Origin of the sequence: Alkalibacterium sp. f15, from assembly GCF_049389645.1 — a bacterium.
Taxonomy (GTDB): Bacteria; Bacillota; Bacilli; order Lactobacillales; family Carnobacteriaceae_A; genus Alkalibacterium.
This window is the reverse complement of record NZ_CP186540.1, coordinates 2,577,022-2,596,224: the sequence shown is the minus strand read 5'-3', so window position 1 is coordinate 2,596,224 and position 19,203 is coordinate 2,577,022. Positions and strand designations below refer to the sequence as shown.

Annotated in this window: 19 protein-coding genes; 5 read left to right on the top strand and 14 right to left on the bottom strand. The window is 37.7% G+C overall.

All coding sequences use genetic code 11. The features are described from left to right. Positions 1 to 123 precede the first annotated feature (123 nt). Genes ACO1PF_RS12175 through ACO1PF_RS12165 form a run of 3 tightly spaced genes read left to right on the top strand, consistent with a single transcriptional unit; the run spans position 124 to position 3,693 of the window. Positions 124 to 867, top strand: coding sequence for a DeoR/GlpR family DNA-binding transcription regulator (locus ACO1PF_RS12175; RefSeq protein ID WP_423189327.1), 744 nt, complete (start codon positions 124 to 126; stop codon positions 865 to 867). A 3-nt stretch (positions 868 to 870) separates the two neighbouring features. Further along, complete coding sequence (pfkB, locus tag ACO1PF_RS12170) at positions 871 to 1,794, top strand: 1-phosphofructokinase (protein ID WP_423189326.1); 924 nt, start codon at positions 871 to 873, stop codon at positions 1,792 to 1,794. After that, complete coding sequence (locus ACO1PF_RS12165; protein WP_423189325.1) at positions 1,795 to 3,693, top strand: PTS fructose transporter subunit IIABC; 1,899 nt, start codon at positions 1,795 to 1,797, stop codon at positions 3,691 to 3,693. It abuts the gene before it with no gap. A gap of 173 nt (positions 3,694 to 3,866) precedes the next feature. On the opposite strand, the gene ACO1PF_RS12160 is transcribed toward ACO1PF_RS12165, so the two are convergent. The 3 genes from ACO1PF_RS12160 to ACO1PF_RS12150 form a co-directional block, all read right to left on the bottom strand. Next, positions 3,867 to 4,250, bottom strand: coding sequence for a hypothetical protein (locus ACO1PF_RS12160; RefSeq protein WP_423189324.1), 384 nt, complete (start codon positions 4,248 to 4,250; stop codon positions 3,867 to 3,869). Between the two features lie 1,193 nt (positions 4,251 to 5,443). Then, positions 5,444 to 5,668, bottom strand: a complete 225-nt coding sequence (locus tag ACO1PF_RS12155; protein WP_423189323.1) for a DUF6718 family protein — start codon at positions 5,666 to 5,668, stop codon at positions 5,444 to 5,446. Between the two features lie 402 nt (positions 5,669 to 6,070). Then, positions 6,071 to 6,865, bottom strand: coding sequence for an SDR family NAD(P)-dependent oxidoreductase (locus ACO1PF_RS12150; protein ID WP_423189322.1), 795 nt, complete (start codon positions 6,863 to 6,865; stop codon positions 6,071 to 6,073). A gap of 188 nt (positions 6,866 to 7,053) precedes the next feature. Between ACO1PF_RS12150 and ACO1PF_RS12145 the strand changes: the two genes are divergently transcribed. Then, positions 7,054 to 8,298, top strand: a complete 1,245-nt coding sequence (locus tag ACO1PF_RS12145) for a hypothetical protein (RefSeq protein ID WP_423189321.1) — start codon at positions 7,054 to 7,056, stop codon at positions 8,296 to 8,298. A gap of 127 nt (positions 8,299 to 8,425) precedes the next feature. On the opposite strand, the gene ACO1PF_RS12140 is transcribed toward ACO1PF_RS12145, so the two are convergent. Next, on the bottom strand, positions 8,426 to 9,859 hold the full coding sequence (locus ACO1PF_RS12140) for a phospholipase D-like domain-containing protein (RefSeq protein ID WP_423189320.1): 1,434 nt from the start codon (positions 9,857 to 9,859) through the stop codon (positions 8,426 to 8,428). A gap of 248 nt (positions 9,860 to 10,107) precedes the next feature. Between ACO1PF_RS12140 and ACO1PF_RS12135 the strand changes: the two genes are divergently transcribed. Continuing rightward, positions 10,108 to 10,875, top strand: coding sequence for an NRDE family protein (locus ACO1PF_RS12135; protein ID WP_423189319.1), 768 nt, complete (start codon positions 10,108 to 10,110; stop codon positions 10,873 to 10,875). Positions 10,876 to 10,913: 38 nt separating this feature from the next. On the opposite strand, the gene ACO1PF_RS12130 is transcribed toward ACO1PF_RS12135, so the two are convergent. The 10 genes from ACO1PF_RS12130 to ACO1PF_RS12085 all read right to left on the bottom strand — a co-directional run bounded on the left by ACO1PF_RS12130 (position 10,914) and on the right by ACO1PF_RS12085 (position 19,125). Further along, positions 10,914 to 11,819, bottom strand: coding sequence for a macrolide 2'-phosphotransferase (locus tag ACO1PF_RS12130; protein WP_423189318.1), 906 nt, complete (start codon positions 11,817 to 11,819; stop codon positions 10,914 to 10,916). A gap of 67 nt (positions 11,820 to 11,886) precedes the next feature. Next, positions 11,887 to 12,225 carry a DUF3784 domain-containing protein gene (locus ACO1PF_RS12125; protein ID WP_423189317.1) on the bottom strand — a complete coding sequence of 113 codons (339 nt, stop codon included), beginning with the start codon at positions 12,223 to 12,225 and terminating at the stop codon, positions 11,887 to 11,889. 234 nt (positions 12,226 to 12,459) lie between these two features. Further along, positions 12,460 to 13,014, bottom strand: coding sequence for a GNAT family N-acetyltransferase (locus ACO1PF_RS12120; protein WP_423189316.1), 555 nt, complete (start codon positions 13,012 to 13,014; stop codon positions 12,460 to 12,462). Between the two features lie 43 nt (positions 13,015 to 13,057). Beyond that, on the bottom strand, positions 13,058 to 13,627 hold the full coding sequence (locus tag ACO1PF_RS12115; protein WP_423189315.1) for a hypothetical protein: 570 nt from the start codon (positions 13,625 to 13,627) through the stop codon (positions 13,058 to 13,060). 15 nt (positions 13,628 to 13,642) lie between these two features. Next, positions 13,643 to 14,506 carry a patatin-like phospholipase family protein gene (locus ACO1PF_RS12110; protein WP_423189314.1) on the bottom strand — a complete coding sequence of 288 codons (864 nt, stop codon included), beginning with the start codon at positions 14,504 to 14,506 and terminating at the stop codon, positions 13,643 to 13,645. A 137-nt stretch (positions 14,507 to 14,643) separates the two neighbouring features. Continuing rightward, entirely contained in the window at positions 14,644 to 15,393 is a 750-nt protein-coding gene (locus ACO1PF_RS12105) for an Ltp family lipoprotein (protein WP_423189313.1), read from the bottom strand. A 385-nt stretch (positions 15,394 to 15,778) separates the two neighbouring features. Beyond that, on the bottom strand, positions 15,779 to 16,726 hold the full coding sequence (locus tag ACO1PF_RS12100; protein ID WP_423189312.1) for a hypothetical protein: 948 nt from the start codon (positions 16,724 to 16,726) through the stop codon (positions 15,779 to 15,781). A 296-nt stretch (positions 16,727 to 17,022) separates the two neighbouring features. Beyond that, positions 17,023 to 18,114, bottom strand: a complete 1,092-nt coding sequence (locus ACO1PF_RS12095) for a hypothetical protein (RefSeq protein WP_423189311.1) — start codon at positions 18,112 to 18,114, stop codon at positions 17,023 to 17,025. Positions 18,115 to 18,168: 54 nt separating this feature from the next. Further along, positions 18,169 to 18,624 (bottom strand): hypothetical protein, encoded by a 456-nt coding sequence (locus ACO1PF_RS12090; protein WP_423189310.1) that lies wholly within the window; start codon positions 18,622 to 18,624, stop codon positions 18,169 to 18,171. Between the two features lie 60 nt (positions 18,625 to 18,684). Further along, complete coding sequence (locus tag ACO1PF_RS12085) at positions 18,685 to 19,125, bottom strand: hypothetical protein (protein ID WP_423189309.1); 441 nt, start codon at positions 19,123 to 19,125, stop codon at positions 18,685 to 18,687. Positions 19,126 to 19,203 lie beyond the last annotated feature (78 nt).

Here is a 19,203-nt window from a genome sequence, read left to right as displayed (position 1 = left end):
ACTCTTTCGAACAACTATTTAAAGACGATTTCAAAATAAATGAATGAATTTGAACGATTATAAGGGAAAATGATTGAATTGTTGAAGCATAAATGATAAACTTCAATTAAAGAGGTGAAGAAAGTGCTTACAGAAGAAAGGCACTCGTTTATTCTTGATCAACTTGATACGAAAAACACGATCACAGTCCAAGAGTTAGTTGAACAGTTAAATCATTCAGAATCAACGATCAGACGCGATTTAAACACCTTGGAGGATCAGAATAAATTAGTTCGTATTCATGGCGGAGCCAAAAAGAAACGCAAACCAGTGGATGAACCGACCATGGATGAGAAAACAGTCAAATACATGCAGGAAAAAGAAAGAATCAGTCAATTAGCAGCTTCACTGATTGATGATTATGAAGTCGTTTTTTTAGATGCCGGGACAACGACGTATACGATGATTCCCTATCTGGCAGGTAAAGATATCACGGTTGTTACCAACGGTGTTCCTCATGCTTCATTGCTGATCGATTATAATATAGACTCCATTCTAGTGGGAGGTAGGATCAAGCAGCGGACAAAAGCAATTATTGGTTCCATCGCAGAACGACAATTAGAAGAGTTTAACTTTACCAAAGCCTTCATGGGAATAAACGGAATAGATTTGGAGCAAGGCTATACGACTCCTGATGTAGAAGAGGCAGCAATAAAAAGAAAAGCAATAAAGCAGTCCAATCAATCCTATGTGTTAGCCGATGTATCCAAGCTAGGAGACGTCAGTTTCGTAAAAGTTGCCGATATTGATGACTGCACGATTATAACCACCAAGCTACCTGAAGATAAAAAGGAATTAAATGAGTATACACGAGTAAGGGAGGCATGAAAGATGATATATACAGTAACATTAAACCCATCGATCGATTATGTGATTTACCCCAACGACCCTATTAAATTGGGCCAGTTGAACAGAATCGAAAAAGATCAGAAATCACCTGGAGGCAAAGGAATCAACGTTTCCAGAATTTTGACACAATTGAATACTGACAATGTAGCGTTAGGTTTTGTAGGCGGGTTTATCGGTCAACTTCTTTTAGAAAAATTGAAAGAAGAAGGCGTCAGAACAGAATTTACGCATATTGAAACAGACACACGCATCAATATTAAATTAAAAGGGGAGGAAGAAACAGAAATAAATGATGATGGTCCCTTCGTCAATGAAGAAGAGAGTCAGCGTTTTTACAAGCAATTGGCTGAACTGAACGAAAACGATCTGGTCATCATAGCCGGTAGCAAGCCCAAAGGTTTGTCAGACGATTATTATCAACGCCTGATCGATTACGTTAAAAGTAAAAAAGCGGAGTTTATTATTGATACAACTGGAGAAGAGCTGCAGATGGCTTTATCCAAAAATCCTTTGTTAGTAAAACCCAACATCCATGAGCTTGAAGAATTGTATGACGTAACACTTGATAACTTAACTGATGTCGTTTCATATGGCAAAAAAATGCTTGCAGAAGGCGCAAAGTACGTGATCGTGTCTATGGGTGGGGACGGTGCACTTTTATTAACGAATGATGAGGTCTATTATAGTGAGACACCAGAAGGTCAACTAGTTAACTCAGTCGGTTCCGGTGATTCTATGGTCGGCGGCTTTGTTGGCGAATATCAGAAAACAAAAAATCCGTTAGACGCCTTCAAAATGAGTCTTGCGTGCGGGAGTGCAACGGCCTTTAAAGAAGATCTAGCGAAAAAAGAAGACATAGACAAACTTTTACCTAAAATCAAAATACAGAAATGGGAGGAAAAGTAAATGAAAATTAATGACGTCTTGAAAAAAGAACTGATGATTATGGATCTAAAAGCGAGAACCAAAGAATCGGCCATCGATGAAATGATTAAACGACTCGTGGATGAAGGTGCTGTAAACGACTTTGATACCTTTAAAGAAGGCATCATGGAACGTGAAGCACAAACCTCTACAGGACTTGGTGACGGTATTGCTATGCCACATTCAAAAAATAAATCAGTTGCCAAACCAGCCGTTCTTTTTGCTAAATCATCTAGTGGTGTGAATTATAATGCTTTAGACGGACAACCCGTTGAGATATTCTTTATGATAGCTGCTCCAGAAGGTGGAGATAATGTCCATCTTGAAGTGTTAGCCTCACTTGCAAGAAAGCTTGTTGACGATGAAGTGGTTCAAGCATTGAAAACAACGCAGACACCTGAAGATGTTCAGACCATTTTTGAAGAAAGTGCAAAAGAACAAGAGGTCACTCAAGTGCAGTCTGATAAAAAAGACAAGAAATTCGTTGTCGCTGTAACCGCGTGTCCAACAGGTATTGCACATACCTATATGGCAGAAGACGCTTTAAAGAAAAAAGCAGCCGAAATGGGCGTGGAAATACGCGTAGAGACAAATGGCACAGATGGCGCTAAGAATATATTGACTAAAGATGAAATTCGTCGAGCAGACGGAGTCATTGTTGCAGCGGATAAAAAAGTGGATATTGCCCGCTTTAATGGTAAACCTGTGCTTCAGCGTCCGGTTTCTGATGGAATCAAAAAAGCAGAAGAACTAATCACTAAAGCAAGTACGGGTGATGCACCTATATTAGACACTGGTGATAAGTACGAAGCACAAGGTTCTGCAACTGATGGAGAAGGCACGACAGTTTTGCAATCTGTTTATAAAGACTTGATGAATGGCATATCTCACATGCTTCCATTCGTTGTCGGTGGCGGGATATTACTTGCCTTATCTTTCTTGTTTGAAGCTCAACTAGGCTCAGATAGTGTCTTGTTTACTTCTTTGAATACTATCGGTGGATCGGCTTTCCAATTCCTGATTCCGGTATTAGCGGGTTATATTGCTTATAGTATCGCAGATCGTCCGGGCTTACTTCCTGGTATGGCAGGTGGTTTACTAGCTGTAAATAGCGACGCAGGATTCTTAGGCGGACTGATAGCCGGTTTTGTTGCTGGTTATGTAATGAACTGGATTAAAAAACTGCTTAGAAATGTACCAAGAAGTTTTGAAGGAATAAAAGCAATTTTACTTTATCCCGTTCTTGGTCTACTTGCTGTTGGATTATTGATGTTCTTCCTAATTGGTCCGTTCTTTGCCGTAATTAATAATGCAATGCTGGACTTCTTAAATAACTTAGGTACCGGTAATGCCGTTCTCTTAGGTGCCGTATTAGGTGGCATGATGGCCGTCGATATGGGTGGTCCTGTAAACAAAGCAGCCTACGCATTTTCAATAGGAGTCTTTGGTGATACGGGTGACGGTAGTTTAATGGCAGCTGTTATGGTCGGCGGAATGATTCCTCCACTAGCTATTGCCTTCTCAACTTTATTATTCAAATCTAAATACACTGACTTGGAAAAACAATCAGGATTATCCAACTTTGTATTAGGTGCTTCCTTCATTACAGAAGGCGCCATTCCATTTGCAGCAGCTGATCCACTACGCGTCATTGGTTCATCAATATTAGGTGCAGCCATCGGTGGAGGATTAACTCAACTTTGGAATGTCTCAATACCAGCTCCACACGGCGGATTGTTCGTTGTCGGAATTGGTGAAAATCCATTACTCTTTATTGTCGCTTTACTCATAGGTACTATGATTTCAGCCATTATACTAGGTATTTGGAAACCTAAAGTAGACGATACTAAGCAAAATATAGCTGCAAGTGTTTTGAACTAAAATTAATTTGAATAAAAAAGGACTTCTTTAATTAGAAGTCCTTTTTTTGTTTATAAGGAAAAAAGTATATTAAGATCTGATAGGATAATTGTTGCAGAAAAATTAAGAGGCGAGGGTAGAGGAGAACAGATAGTAATTTTTGCAGTTGAGTATAGAAAGTAATCAAGGCTTGCTTATCGTCCCAGAAATGACAGACTCAGAAAATAATCTTCGGTGAGTTCGACATTTCGAGTATAGAATGACAGACTCAGAAAATAATCTTCGGTGAGTTCGACATTTCGAGCATAGAATGACAGACTCAGAAAATAATCTTCGGTGAGTTCGACATTTCGAGTATAGAATGGCAGACTCAGAAAATAAACTTCGGTGAGTTCGACATTTCGAGCATAGAATGACAGACTCAGAAAATAAACTTCGGTGAGTTCGACATTTCGAGTATAGAATGACAGACTCAGAAAATAATCTTCAGTGAGTTCGACATTTCGAGTATAGAATGACAGACTCAGAAAATAATCTTCAGTGAGTTCGACATTTAGACATTTAAATGTCGAACTCACTTGTTTTATTACTCTAAGTTTGTGGAGCTTTTATCATTAATTAATATTAAGATGGAAGATCTACCATGACTAAAAATTTATCTCAACTCAATTATTTACAAAAAAGAATTAAAGACATGATCAGTGGTATTCGAGTGAAAAACAATAGAGAAACCTTAATTAGGTATTTTAAATAATTAATTGATAAGAGCATAAAAGTCAGTCTATATAAATAGGAATAATTACGATTTAAACCCAATTAAATTGATTGAACATCAGAGTGCCAGTGACCAGCATATTATTGAATCAAAAGAGTTGAATGATACATTCAACTTCAGATATGATTTATAGCAAAGACAAAAGAACAGATGAAATCGAGTTGAATATTTTTATGAAAATTCTAAATAATAATTCCAAATGATATTATAGAATTTTTTTAAAATCTAGTATCAATAAAATTTCGAGATTATTTAGATATGATCAGGACGATTCTAAGGAGATTCAATGGATAAGCATACGACGACCGAACTGAAATCGTGTTGTAATGCTCGTATAAAAATGATGTAGATGAACTAGGATAGCTGGCGGATGAGATAACAGAGAATTATTTATCAAAGCTGCAAAAAAATTACAATAAATGAGTAAGAGATCAGATGGAATAAAAAAAATCATGATAGGGTAATTAATAAAATGAAACAGTAAAAAACTAAGCATAAATCACTTTGAATTGAATTCAATTCAAGGCTTAAACAAGGGCGAGTCGAATTCAATCTGAATTGACAATAAGGGACCTTATGCTTATATAATCTACTTGGTATAATATATATTATGTAAACCAATTTACAGAAATGAAAATGCTAGCCAAGATACCTTGAATTCTAATTAAATCCCCTGTTTTTCGGTTTATTTTCTAATTTATTTAAAATTTATGATTTCGACTACCATTTCAATGTATTGCATGCTTAATTATAATTCCAGACACTTCATGATAGGCCGATTTAATCGTTTGGAATTTGGAGTTTGAAACAACGTACTCTCTGCCGGATTTCGACATCAATTGCTGAATAGTTATCTTGGATAGTTTTGTTTCTTTTATTGACTGTTACTCTTTTATTGAGTGAAAATCATTTCTTATTAATATTTATCTATTATTATTAAAACAGTTTAATTTTAGAATGCTGATAAATAATCAATGATTGTAAAATTCTCTCAAGTTATTTCAGGATTTTGCTGATCGATTCAATGAACAATTCAAAATGTCCAACATTAAAAACAGGTAGAAATTCTTTCTTATTGCACAATTCTGACGTTATGAAGATATCGATATCGCGATTGTAATATTCTTGTTCTAACTGACTGATTAATTGAATATCCTCTGAGTTATATGTATAAGCGACAGAGCCATTCTTACCATGTTTTTTAGCTATAACATATGCCATTTCACGTATTCCTCTCTGTATTTTTTTGAAATATATATTATTTCATTAATTAGTTTGTTTAAATCCATGTTAACTATGTACTAATATTGCTAACGTTATATATTTTACGCTAATTTAATCTTCAAATCCATACATTCGTGAACGTATATTTGAATAAAAAAAGGAGTGTTTGTCACATTATATACTCCCCTACTTCTCTTCCCTTCTAATAGAACAAATCGTTTGTTGGGCTTTTAGATCAGCCGGTGTAGAAGGTGGATACAAGGGTGACCCTATATAGGTAGGGTCACCCTTGTATTATTGGTTTTTTTTTACTGTATTACTTTTGTTTACATCAGTCATAAAGTGTATACGAAGATCTTTAACTGTATCGATTAAATTTATATTCCAAACTATATTATCTTATAACGTATCATATGGTTCAGGTTGAGTTCCATCTATATCCTTGAAACCATATTCTTTTCCCAGTTCAGCAGCGATCAATATTTGTCCTGTTTTTGACATAATCTTTTCATCAGAAGCTAAGTTGGCTATTGCTCTTCCAACAAATTGAGAGGATTCTTTTTTGGAATCAGGCTTTTTGATGGTTTTATTATCGTTAATGTAACCAGGATATAATGAAACGCAAGCAATAGTATGTGGTTTGAGTTCAACTGCCATATCCATAGACATCTTATCGACAGCTGCTTTTGCGACACCATAAATGACATTCCCGTAATATTTACGGCTTGCATAAAATGAAATATTGACAATTAAGCCTTGTTTTTGTTTGAGCATCAATTCTGATGCAAAAACACTTGTAACATAATTTGAACGAACACCGACATTATTCATTTCATCCCATAATTCCAGAGGTTGTTTCCAAAAATCGTCTTTCCATTTAAAACCTTTGTACTTTTTTCTGTTGCGTAAACGATTATACCCGCCCCAAGCATTGTTTACTAAGATATCTAGTTTCCCTTCTTTTTCTTTGATATGTTCAAATACTTTTTTTACTTCATCATCATTTTCATGATTGCATACTATAGCAATGCCTTTCCCGCCTGCGGAAGTTATACCTTCAACATCTTTATCCGTTATACTTCTTCCAGTAACATATACCGTTGCACCGGCTTCGCCTAAACCTAATGCGATTCCTTTTCCAACATTGCGAGTTCCACCGGTCACAAGTGCTATTTTTCCTTGAAGTGGTTTCATGTTTTACGCCCCCTGTTAACGGATGGTACGTTAGATTTGTATTATGAATTTATCCCCTCACTCCCCTCCTCTTCCCTCATCGCAAGATCAATTGAGACGAAGAGAGGAAATGTTGGGATGTTTTTGTGTAATTAATCTATATCTCGGGTTATAATTAATGGGAATTAGAGATATGGAGGTCGATTATAATGTTGAAAGAACCTATCTTACATACCATTCCGATTGAAGATCTTATGAAGTCGTCTATTGCAGACTATCAGAAAGAAAAAACGTTTCCTTCTGACAAGTTAAATAAAACGTCGTTATGGAAAAAACTGTTGCATGAAAGACAGTTAAAGAAACTCTTCAATAACCTGCTCGATGAATTGGAACCTTACCTGCCTGAAATTAAAGATCAGATTGAGTCTCGGACTGAAACGTCTTCCCCTGATCTGCAAGAAGTGAAGTCCCTTCTTGTTGAATTTCTGCAGGAGATAGATAAAAGAGAACTTTTATTTGACCAGCCATTCCTGAACTATTTTATCAGCCAAGGATACATGGATGTCGCTGAGGCGTTTCTCTTACGGGCAAGAAAAGAGGATTCCCGGTTGATCGATCAAGAAATTTTCCAAGCCTTGCGTAACGTATGGATCATGAACAGTCTTCAATTGTATTGGGATATTTCTTTGGAGCTGACGACACCTATGTATGCTTACAGCATGTTGTATCCATATACGGATAATCTCCTCGATGACCCTGACATCTCTGATCGTACGAAATATGAATTCAATCAGAGACTGGCAGCAGTATTGTCTGGCGAAACAGTCGTATCCACTCAGATTATTGAAAAAAGAATTTTTTCATTGGTTGAACAGATCAAATCTCATTATCCTGAAGACACCCATCCGGAAGTGACAGAAAGCATTCAACTGATTCATAGAGCTCAGGTCGAGAGTTTGCTGCAAGGAAAATCAGAACCACTTACTGAGGAAGAGATTTTAACCGTCAGTTTCTTTAAGGGAGGTACTTCTGTATTGGCGGATGCCTACCTAATTAAAGGCAGTCTGACTAAAAACGAGATGGATTTTGCTTTCCAGTACGGGGCACTTCTGCAGCTGTTAGATGACCTGCAGGATAAAAAAGAGGATGAAAAAAATCTTGATCAGACGCTCTTCAGCATAAAACACACGGAAGAATCCATTGACAAGGAAATCAGACGGCTCATTGCTTATATCTATTCTGTGAACGTTGAAAACAAGTCGGATAATCATAACACAGCTCTCTTGAAAGAGGTCATCAGCCAGTGTACCCTCTTGATGGTTATGCAGACAGTCGGAGATAGTCCCGAAATGGTCACTCGTTCTTTATACAAAGAGCTGGAATCCTATTCGAAAGTGAGACTGAGTTTTTATAACGAGCTACAAAAAAAGATGAAAGAATTTTTGGGACAGTGAGAATGGAGTATTAAAAAAAGTGGAAGTCAACTATGCCGACCCTTCGTAGTTAGGCTTTGAAAACTACGAAGGGTCGGTACATTGTCCTCCCTCTCCTACCTTTCCCAAATAATAGGGGAAGGAATAATTAAACTAGATCCTCGAAAGGATAGAAAATAACGTAGATGATGCTTGAGATCACTTTTTTGTACCTAGCAACGGGTGCTTTCTTCGACGTATTGTGCACAAGATGATCACCATCTTTATTATAAGGAATGCTCTTTCGTGCAATGTCCTTAATGCTATCTTCAAGAGCTACAGTGAGTTTTGGACTATCAATGATAACTAGATTTTCTTGACTTAGAAATGAACTGCGTGGATCAAAGTTGAATGAGCCGATCAGACTTAAGCGACTATCGATCGAATAGGCTTTAGCATGAATATACCCTTCTCCTTGAAAGTGATAGATTTGAGCAGACTCACGACTTAACTGCTTCAAGTATTTTCGGTGACCAGCCACGCCAAAGAAATTATTAGAGGCAGCCAGTGAATTTGTTGCAATAAACACTTTTGCTTTTGTATCCGCTAACGCGACATACTGCTGCATGTCTTTGCTCGGTACAACATAAGGACTTTGAAAGATAATACTGTCGTTGGCTTCTTTAAATAATCTACCAAGTGTCGCTAAAATGTGTGGGTCTTTTTTCCATCGCTGAATGGGGTTAGTCACTAAACTGACTTTTCTAGTAGGAAACATATGCTTGTGCCAGTCAATGGGTGTACTCGCGCCGTAATCATTCTTCTCTTCAGCTTCTTTAAGAATCGAAAGTAAAGATCGACGTGTCTCCTTAGCCAGTTTCTCATATCTTTTTAGAACATAGCTCGGTCTGACATGTGTATACGGGTGATACCACAAGGAGTCGTAGTAGTCTGTGTATTGTTTCAAAACACTTTCGTTAAATCGTTCAGGCTCATTATTTATAATGACAACGTCTCGGTCATAATCCGCATCATCGTGATTTTCTACAAAAAAGGAATCCTCCAAATTGACCCCACCCGTTAAAACGGAGTGATCATCTGCGATAAGGAATTTATCGTGCATACGATTTTGCCATGTCCAGGGACGTAGCCAATCAAATTCTTCATAAAAAGCGAGCTGTATATTTGGATGAGCTATAAGTGCCCAATACTTTCCATTACTTATGCCTACTAAGTTGTGCCCCTTTCCATCAAAAAGGATATTAACGTTTACGCCTCTATCCGCCGCTTCCAATAATTTGCCGTAGAATAAATCGCTGACGGTCCCGTCTTCAATCGAAAAATTAGCGAATTTAATTGAGTTTTTTGCTGATTCGATCAAGTTTAAATGCAAAGTGAGTAGCATATCCTGACTGTCAAAGAAAGCTGCGGTATCCGGTCCGTCATTTTCATCTTTACCATAAAAGGAAGAGAGAGATTTTGTATCTAATTCCTCTTTATTTTTGGGTTTATTGAAATGAAGTAAAACAATGGCTGAGACAAATGCATAGCCAGTGTATATACCTAATCCATAGAGTCCGCTTTTCACTAGTTTTACAAACATACTCTTCTTCCCCCTCCGGTCTTGAAAATCCGTTTAGTCGTACTTAATTATAACATTTATTATTTGAGGGTAATAAAATAGTGTTTTTTTAAATACTGGTTATAATAAAGCACACTTTGACTCACCTTGATGATCCCGATAAGGAGTTGAAGTCCTAATTTAAGATAACACTCAAAACGTAGAGAACGCTACATGAAAAGTTCAAAGAATTTCTAAGCTAATTACGACTAATTGGGAGGTGCCTATCAATGTGTTTAATCACCATCAGTTATAAACAGTACCCCGCCTACCCTCTCATCATCATACAGAATCGCGATGAATCCTACACTCGTGAAAGTCAGCCCATTCATATCTGGAAAGACATCCCAGATATATTAGCTGGTCGCGATAAGCTTCACGGGGGTACCTGGGCCGGAATAACAAAATCCGGACGAGTCGCTTCTTTGACCAATCGTCTTTTTGAAGCGTTATCAGCTGGAGAGCCTTCATTATCCCGCGGTAAATTGGTTAAAGATTTTTTAGAAGGTCATCATTCTCCAGATATCTTTCTTCAGTATTTGAGAGTAAACCGGTTCAATTATGAAAGTTACCAGTTGGTATTTGGAACAATCGATGATCTGCATGTCTACTCAAATGCTACTGATCAACATCGTGTTCTTCAACCGGGATTACATTCTTTAAGTAGTACTAATGATGATTTAAGCTCTCATAAGGTAAATAGGTCTTTACATTTAGTTGGAGAATATTTAAAAGGTCACCCAGAACCAAATCTGGATGACCTTTTGACGCTCTATAATGATAAAAGACAAGCCAATAGCCTAAAACGTATTCCTGAGAATTTATCAATGGATTTAGCGCTTGAACACTCATCTATTTTTATCGAAGGCGATGTATTCGGCACAGTCAATACAACCGCTCTGTCCATTCACAAAGATAAAACAGTCAAAATGAAAGAATATAGGTATGATCGAAAGGCACTTATTGAAACGACTGAAAAACAGTTCAAACTGAAGTAAAAAATCTTAACGGTCTGGTCGTTCATCAAATGGAACGGTCAGGCCTTATTTTGCAGCATATCCTGAGCCATCGTACGGTATTCTTCCATACCTGATGATTCTGCGAATTCAGCAATAGTGATGGCCTGCGTGGCTAAGCGTTCGATAATGTGTTCTTTCATCTTAGGCCAGACGTAACCTCCGGCTGACTGGTAACTTTGTAGAAGTTTGTTCAGAGCGTCTTCTCCAAAAAGCAGATAAATAGCAGTGAAATCGACAGATGTATCTGTACTTGCTGCCTCGGTCCAGTCAATGATGCCTGTTACACGATAGTCTAAATCAACTAGCGTATGTCCTGGGAACAAGTCTCCATGCGTTAGACCCGACTGTTTTGGCCATAAGGAATCATTATTTACCCAGCTCTGCCAGCGTTCCCACAGCAGGGGATGAATGTCATACGACTCTTTGATCTTATGCATACGAGTTTTCATGGTTTGGCGGACGTCCTCGGCTTCTTGTACAGGAATACTAGCCTCTATCGCTTTATTCAGCGGGAGTGCATGCAGAGCAGCCAGTACTTTTCCCAGACTTATCAGATAAGCTTCAGGAACCAATTCTGAGTCAAAGACCCACGCTTGTTCCTGTGTTTCTAGATTTGTCTTGACAGCCGGGACACCTTGAAGTTTCTTGTAGACAATAATATCTTCCGTCGCTACTTTCCACATTGGGACTTCAAAAGTTGATTGATGTTGACTGATGAAATCCAGAATTTCTTTTTCCTTCTTGATCTTATCAAAAACATCTTTTCGTCTAGGAACTCTGCATACCCAATCTTGTCCCTCAGTATCCTTTGCGAAAACAACCTGGAAATCCAGCCCCATGGATTCGATTTTCATCGAGCTTTTCAGTAAATCCATACCATGTTTCTTCGCTACTTGTTTTGTATATTCTTTCAAGTCGTTCATGTTGGATGACCTCCTGCACCTCATTGCCTTTATCTTTTTTCAAATAATGCAAGAGATTCGCAGCTTTTTATTTTTTACGCTCATTGAAATTCTTACCCATTTTAGTATTGCCGTCATATTTTTGTGCTATATATAGAATGACTATAGTCCAGATGACGAATATAACCGCGATCGGATTCGGAGGGATAGTTAGTCCCAGTAACTCGAGAACAGTCAGCAGAAGGAAAAAACCACCACTGATGTATCCGTAAAACCCGAGGAATTTCCCAAGACCTTCTGTATCGATATTTTCTTTTTCCTCTGTAGTCCTCGCATTGTATCCGGCTATCAACATGTTCCATTTATGAATATGAACAGTATAACCAATGATCAATAGAACCACGGCCAAGACTAGGTATGTTAACATGTTTATGACCTTCTTTCTTATTTAAATAAACTTGATTTTGATGGTAGAAAATCAGATAGGATCCTTAAGAATTATTTTATTATAATTACTCGACGCTTCTATTATACTAGATTTATCAATAGAATTACATGCAAGGATAATCCCGAAATAAGGTGCTAAATTTAAAAAAAATATTATAAGTTCAAGTAGTTTAGAAGAATGAACACAAAATAAAATTTTCCGAGAGTATCGTGCTTATATCTTTGTTTTGAAATCTTTTTTAAGCAGTGAATACATATAAACATCACTGAATTCCCCAAAATTGTATTCATAATGCCTCAGCAAGCCTTCTTTTTTGAAACCCTGCTTTTCCAATAGTTTTTGGGACAAGAAATTTTCAGGGTCAACTATAGCTTCTATTCTCTCTAAATTTAAATTCATATAACCATGCTGAATAACAGCTTCAACGGCTTCACTAGAGATTCCTTGCTTCCAATATTCTTTGTGTAGTTCAAACCCTATTTCTGCACGATGATGTCCACGACTCATATTTAGGAAACCACAGCTGCCTATAACAACGTTACTTTCCCTTTTGGTAATTACCCACCTGATACCTGTTCCTTCTACAATAATCGATTTGTACCAATTAATTTCTTCGTTTAGAACGTCGCTCGATGATTTGTATGGTTCTAGTCCCATATTTGTCACAACATCTTTATCTGAAAGGTATGCATACATAGCCGTAGCATCTTCTGGTGTAACTTCTCTCAATATCAATCTATCTGTTTCTATGATTGGAAAGTTAGGCATGAAAATCCTCCATCTTTAATAACTGATTGGTGATACTTTCCTGTTAAACGTTATCCTCTTCGGAAAAATGCATTTGTGGACGCCATTTCCCGTCCGATGCATTTTTCAAGAAATCGTAAGTGGTAAAGGCACTGTCATTCTCTCCAAAATAATCTGGGCCTTTCGTTTTGCTGATAGCACCTAATTCGTACAATATCCATGTCAAATATTTTTTGGTCCATTTTTCATCTTTGACTTGATAGAGACGTGCCAATGCGAGTGCGTCTTTGTCTTCAAATATGTCGTCCAATGATTTCCCTTTTTCTTGATCAGTTTTAATAAAGGCACTCAATACATCGAAAAATAGGTCTTGTTGTTCAATGGTCGTTGGTCCGCTGGTTGTCGTTATTTTGAATACAGCAAGCAATTCAATAATCGCTTTGTGATCTGGCAGATCGTAGCGCTTCAGCCAGCGGTCACTGTTTTCTCTTACTTCTTCCATCGAATAGACAAAGGTTTTAAATTTGTTTAAATTTGTTTCATAAACAACACCGAGTTCATTAAGATCCGGATCAAAAAAAAGATATTCTCTTGCCCATGGTCGTTCATTCAAAAAATTATTCAGGTCAGACATTTATTCATATTCCTTTCAATTTTTATTTGATAGTAGTGACGGATTTAGATAATTTTTCAACTCCAAAAGTCGTTTCTCAGCATCTTTAACACCTAAATCGTACATTACTTGTAATTTAGCAGGGTCGCGCTCCAATCGCTTGATTGGGATTGTTTCAGAAGGTCTAATAACGAATGCGTTGCCTGACTGTTCGTCCTCAATAACTTTCTCAATGGTGTCATTATAATTGTTATACCTATTCTTTAATGTATGTTTAAAGGCCGGGTAGTTTTTATACCAGCGGTCGATCATAAAATTGTTTGGTTTAGTCTTTCTATAATCAAGAGGTCGCGTTAAAATAATGATGTTTTTATCATATCCTAAGGTTCTCGCTTTTTTAATAGGGATACTGTCACTCGCACCACCATCTAAATAGTTTGACCCTTTATGAACGATGGGTCGAGAAACAAAAGGCATTGAACCTGAGGCTCTGAGTGCTTCCATCTGATTAAATGGTTCTGTAATCAAAACATATTCCGGTTTTCCTGTTTCCATATTGGTGACCGTTACATAAAAATCAATACCTGACTGTTTAAATGCTTTTTCATCAAAGATATCCAGAGAAAACGGGATCGTGTAGAAAGCAAAGTCTTTATTGACGATGTCGCCTGTTTTCAGGAAGCTTCTTAAACTGATATAACGTTTGTCTCTTATGTACGTTTTGTTATACCTGAGAGCACGTCCCTTTTGTTTGGAAGCAAAATTGATACCGAATAAAGCACCAGCTGATACAGTGACCATGCCATCTATTTGAATCTCTTCATCTATTAACGTATCCAGAACTCCGGCAGTATAAAGACCTCTCATACCGCCGCCTTCTAATACCATTCCTACAGACATATGCTCCCCTTTCTCGATTTTTAATTATTTTTTTTAAAATATCGTTGTGATCAATAACGTTACTTCCTAACTATACCATTTTTATACAGTACAGATAAAGAACCTATGTCAAAAAAACAACATAGGCTCAAAATTAATTATTCTAGATTGCTTATAGCGTAATCAGCTTCTTCTTTCGTAAATTGTTCACCATATTCCGACATTAATTGGTCCCTAATTCCCTCAGGAGACATATCCATACTTTCTTGGTAAGTTTTCGCTTTTTTCAAGGCATTTTCTTTATAGTCTGTTACTAGATTTTCTATAGCGTAATTCGCTTCTTCTTCTGTAAACTGCTCGCCATATTCAGATGTTAATTGATCAAATATCCCTTTTTTGGACATGTGCATGGTGTCACTGTATGTCTCGGCCTTTGCTAGAGCATTTTCATTAAAATCAGCATCTATATTATCGATTGCATATTGAGCTGCTTCTTCTGAGAACTGATCTCCGTATTCTGAAGTTAATTGATTATATAATCCTTGTTTTGACATATTTAGCAAACTTGAATAGGATTCTGCTTTATTTAAAGCTGATTGAAATTCAGTAGGAACATCTTCTTCAGTTTCTTCTGCTACATCTTCTGTTTCTTCACTTTCATCTTCTTCAGGTTCCTCTTCCACAACTTCTTCACTTTCTTCTTCAACTTCATCGCTTGCCTCGACCTCTTGGACCAGTTCAGCATCATCTGTTTCTACTTCTGTTTCGTCGTCATCACCCATCGAGTTTATGGCATTAAAAACAAAGATTACTACAAGGGCAATAAACCACCATTTCTTGTAAAATGGTTTCACACTTTTTGCTTTCACTTCATTCCCATCCGCATCATAAAATTTTTTCTTTGACAAAACAATTCCTCCTAGGCCTTATTTTTTATTTGTATATATATTAACATTGTTAAATGCATAAAACCATAAATTTGTAATCGATTTCACGGAATAACGCCTATTATCTTTAGTTTTATAAAAAAAAGCCTACACATGAGGCACTTAAGAAACTAAGTGATCATGTATAGGAATTTGAAAGTGCTTGTCATCTTTGTTTAACTTATGCATTTCTTGGTACCGCAGTCTGTGTCGGTGTGACAAGTCTTCTTTCAGGTTGAAGTATTTTGCCTGTGATTTGATGTGCCCGCTGATTTTCTCCATTTTTTCGTAATAGGTATACTTGTCTTTGAACCACAACAAGTTGTTATGAAACCAGAGCGCCCTTGTTAACTATAAAAATGGGTATCTATTCAGTTAACGAAAAGTAAATCCCATCGTTGCCAGATAGGTCGATCAGTTCAAGCAAGCTGGGGTCACCCACGGGCATGTATTTTGCGATGCGTCCCCGTATTTGTTCACCCGGGGACAACTCTACAAGCAAGTATAAGTTACCGTCCAGTGACGCAGACTCATCCTGAGGGACTTCGCTTCCGCTTGAATCAATCACGGAAAACAAATGCAAAACAGTATAGGGAGCATCTTTATCCCATTCTAAGAGTGTACCTTCAATCGTGATGATAGCCCATTCCATGCCTTCAGGTGCGGGCTCATTGACCTCGTTCTCTGCTTGTAAAACCGTTAAGGCTTCGTCGCCGCGGACCACATCGGTTATCTTCATTTCATAACGGGCCTCGTATTCGGTGCCGTCGTCACTAGAATGGGTTTCCGTAAAGGCGACAGACTCACCAAGAGGTACGGGATTGGAACGGGTCGCGAATGCTCCTTCCTCTTCAGCTTCTTGTTCTTCTTGATCTCGGGCTTCTTGCTCTTCTTGTTCTCGAGCTTCTTGTTCTCGAGCTTCTTGCTCTTCTTGTTCTCGAGCTTCTTGTTCTTCTTGTTCTCGAGCTTCTTGCTCTTCTTGTTCTCGAGCTTCTTGTTCTTCTTGCTCTCGAGCTTCTTGCTCTTCTTGTTCTCGAGCTTCTTGCTCTTCTTGATCTCGAGCTTCTTGTTCTTCTTGCTCTTCTTGCTCTTCTTGCTCTTGCTCTAGTCTATCTGTTTCTGAAGTATCTTCAGTTAAATATTCCTCTGTATCTGGTGACACAATACTAAATAAGATTAAAGAAGATATCATAAATAATCCGGCAATCCCTGCTTTTTTCAATGCTGGCTTTCGCTTGAATAATAGTCCCTTTACTAAATAAACTATTACCATAATAGTACTTATAATAAATAACCATGCGAATAAGATATCCATGTTGCATCTCCTTTTTTATAGGATTCAAAAAGCAGTTAACGGCGATCCTTTTTGTTAATAACTAATACCAAGTTCAATCCTCCGCATCAAGAAGTGTAGAATTGACCCATAACATTCTCTCCTCTTTTCTTTTTCTATTTATAAATATATTAACATCAAAATGTAATAAAACCAAAGCTTTGTAATCGGTTTCACAATATATCGTCTATTCTCTATTGTCTGATTTTAAAAATGAAAAAAAGCCCTAGACATAAGGCACTTAAGAAACTAAGTGACCATGTCTAGGGCTGCTAGTGCTAGTCTAAAATTATGACTTTAAATTCGTTTTCTTCAGTGGCTTCGCCTTCGATGACTTGGCCTTCTTCGACAAATGGTAAAGCGTCATTTAATGTGATATCTGCTTTATAGATGCTGCCGTCGATCATGAAGTAGTAAATGGTATTGCCGGAAACAACGGCTTGGGAGATGTTTTCAACCTCACCACTGATTTGTTTCAAGATTTCTTCGTCCACTTCTTCGATTTCAGCCACATCTTCAGCCTCAGTCATATCAGCATCTGACGTACTTTGACCGTTTAATTGCGCGATCAACCCATCGACAGTTTCACTGGTGATGACTTTTTGGTAATCTTGAGCATCAACCAATGCATAGGAGCGAACGAGTCCGGAATCATCTTTTAGGGATGAAATGTAATACGGATTTTCATTCAAACTGATCAAGAGTGGGAACGTTGATTCAAAACGCATTTGCTGCAGTGAGCCCTCTGCTGAATCCATTGCTGAAAATTCATCTGCGGAAGTGACAGGATAAAACTCGGCTGCTTTCGTACGCATGTTCACGAGGTAGAATCCGATATTTGATGAATCTCTATTTATAGATGTGACACCTGTATAAAGATAAATATCATCGTTCATCGGAATATAGTTATAACCGTCTGTTGTTTGAGTGACACCGCGTTTTCCAAACATGGCATTGAAGAATCCGCCGGTGTATTGTCCTTTATAATTCAATTGTTGCAAAATCAATTCGGATGAATACACACGGTCGACCCATGACGGGATATTTTCTAAATCATATTCTTCTGATTCACCTGTGACTGCGTCTAGGACGATCAGACCGGTGGGTTCAAGCTGTTTGAACCAGAAAACATTTTCATAAGTCGTCGCTATATAGTAAGGGTGTCCTTCGTCATCAACTTCAAAATCCGGATCTGCAAAAATTCTGGTCGGATAAGCGAAGCGCAAGTGGCGTTTGACATTGCGGTTCAATAATTCTGAATCAGAGTATTTGATATTTTCTTCAAGGTCTTCCACTTCTACTGCACCTGTGACCATGTCGACTTTCAAGTAGTTTGGAATGCCTTCGTTGCGGTTATTTAACCAACGCATGAAACTGGCGTATTGAAGTGGTGTGACACGGTAAGGTTCGTTATCGATATTGATTTACGTATAGGTCTCTGCTGGAACGAATTGAGAAACGAGTTCACTGATTGAACCGATTCGTCTGTCCCCTAGACGTTGAGCCGTATCTCTATCCATCATCGGGATCGATGATTCGTCCATGGCCGGGTAATCTTCTTGAAAGTTTTTTTCTTCGACTTCAATCAAGTCAGCATAATCAGTGGCACGAAACAGGACGCCATTAACTAAGTTGCCCACTGCAATCCCTATAACAATTAGTATGGGGATGATGAAAGCGCCATATTTCAGTTTTTTATTATAGAAAGATTGGCCGTCTATCGTTATTTCGATAGCAATGACCGCGACCGTCAGCATTATAATTAGGAATCTGAACTCCTGAGAGTGAATATTGAGCGCTGGTGTGTATATGTAAAATACAGCTAACGAGATCAATAGTAATACGATATATAAAAATAGTCTTTTCTTTGAATTTTTCATGGTACCTTCCTTTTCTGTATCATTTAGCTTGTTAAGTCTAATGATTGATTTAGTGATAGCTTATTCGTGTGATGAAAAAAAATTGAGCGTGAGGACCAATTGTATGATGTAAATATAAAGTGGAATAATAGCTGCATAGATAAGAATAGTGATCAGTGTTAATGGTTTCAGTGGCTGCCATTCAACCACTAAACGTCCAAGTAGACCTAGTACATGCACTAAACTGACGTATTTCAGTACTTTAAAGGGTTGTCTTCGGTAGAGACCATACATGATCACTCCGACAAAAAGATAAGCCATAGCATACAAACCGATCATTGACAGATCAATGAAATCTAACGGCACAAGCACCATGCCCATTATTCCGATATACATGAACGTAGCGACTTTAAATTGCTGCGTGTATGTATCGATGGCTTTATATAAGCGATTTAATCCTGTTGTATCTTTGAAGAATAACACGATACCACTCGCAATCAGTGCGAAATAAAAGAGTGTCAAGCTTTCCTCCCCCTTCTCCCCTTAAAGATTTAACTACCTCTCTCCAGTATAAACGTATTTCGACTTAATTCAATATGT

Excerpts from the sequence above, each read along its gene's own strand:
- ACO1PF_RS12095 (WP_423189311.1), bottom strand. The coding sequence starts at position 18,114 with ATGCGTTGGTTAAATAACCGCAACGAAGGCATTCCAAACTACTTGAAA.
- ACO1PF_RS12115 (WP_423189315.1), bottom strand. The coding sequence starts at position 13,627 with ATGTCTGACCTGAATAATTTTTTGAATGAACGACCATGGGCAAGAGAA.
- ACO1PF_RS12120 (WP_423189316.1), bottom strand. The coding sequence starts at position 13,014 with ATGCCTAACTTTCCAATCATAGAAACAGATAGATTGATATTGAGAGAA.
- ACO1PF_RS12145 (WP_423189321.1), top strand. The coding sequence starts at position 7,054 with ATGTTGAAAGAACCTATCTTACATACCATTCCGATTGAAGATCTTATG.
- ACO1PF_RS12140 (WP_423189320.1), bottom strand. The coding sequence starts at position 9,859 with ATGTTTGTAAAACTAGTGAAAAGCGGACTCTATGGATTAGGTATATAC.
- ACO1PF_RS12165 (WP_423189325.1), top strand. The coding sequence starts at position 1,795 with ATGAAAATTAATGACGTCTTGAAAAAAGAACTGATGATTATGGATCTA.
- ACO1PF_RS12130 (WP_423189318.1), bottom strand. The coding sequence starts at position 11,819 with ATGAACGACTTGAAAGAATATACAAAACAAGTAGCGAAGAAACATGGT.
- ACO1PF_RS12155 (WP_423189323.1), bottom strand. The coding sequence starts at position 5,668 with ATGGCATATGTTATAGCTAAAAAACATGGTAAGAATGGCTCTGTCGCT.
- ACO1PF_RS12100 (WP_423189312.1), bottom strand. The coding sequence starts at position 16,726 with ATGGATATCTTATTCGCATGGTTATTTATTATAAGTACTATTATGGTA.
- ACO1PF_RS12125 (WP_423189317.1), bottom strand. The coding sequence starts at position 12,225 with ATGTTAACATACCTAGTCTTGGCCGTGGTTCTATTGATCATTGGTTAT.
- ACO1PF_RS12150 (WP_423189322.1), bottom strand. The coding sequence starts at position 6,865 with ATGAAACCACTTCAAGGAAAAATAGCACTTGTGACCGGTGGAACTCGC.
- pfkB (WP_423189326.1), top strand. The coding sequence starts at position 871 with ATGATATATACAGTAACATTAAACCCATCGATCGATTATGTGATTTAC.
- ACO1PF_RS12135 (WP_423189319.1), top strand. The coding sequence starts at position 10,108 with ATGTGTTTAATCACCATCAGTTATAAACAGTACCCCGCCTACCCTCTC.
- ACO1PF_RS12110 (WP_423189314.1), bottom strand. The coding sequence starts at position 14,506 with ATGTCTGTAGGAATGGTATTAGAAGGCGGCGGTATGAGAGGTCTTTAT.
- ACO1PF_RS12090 (WP_423189310.1), bottom strand. The coding sequence starts at position 18,624 with ATGAAAAATTCAAAGAAAAGACTATTTTTATATATCGTATTACTATTG.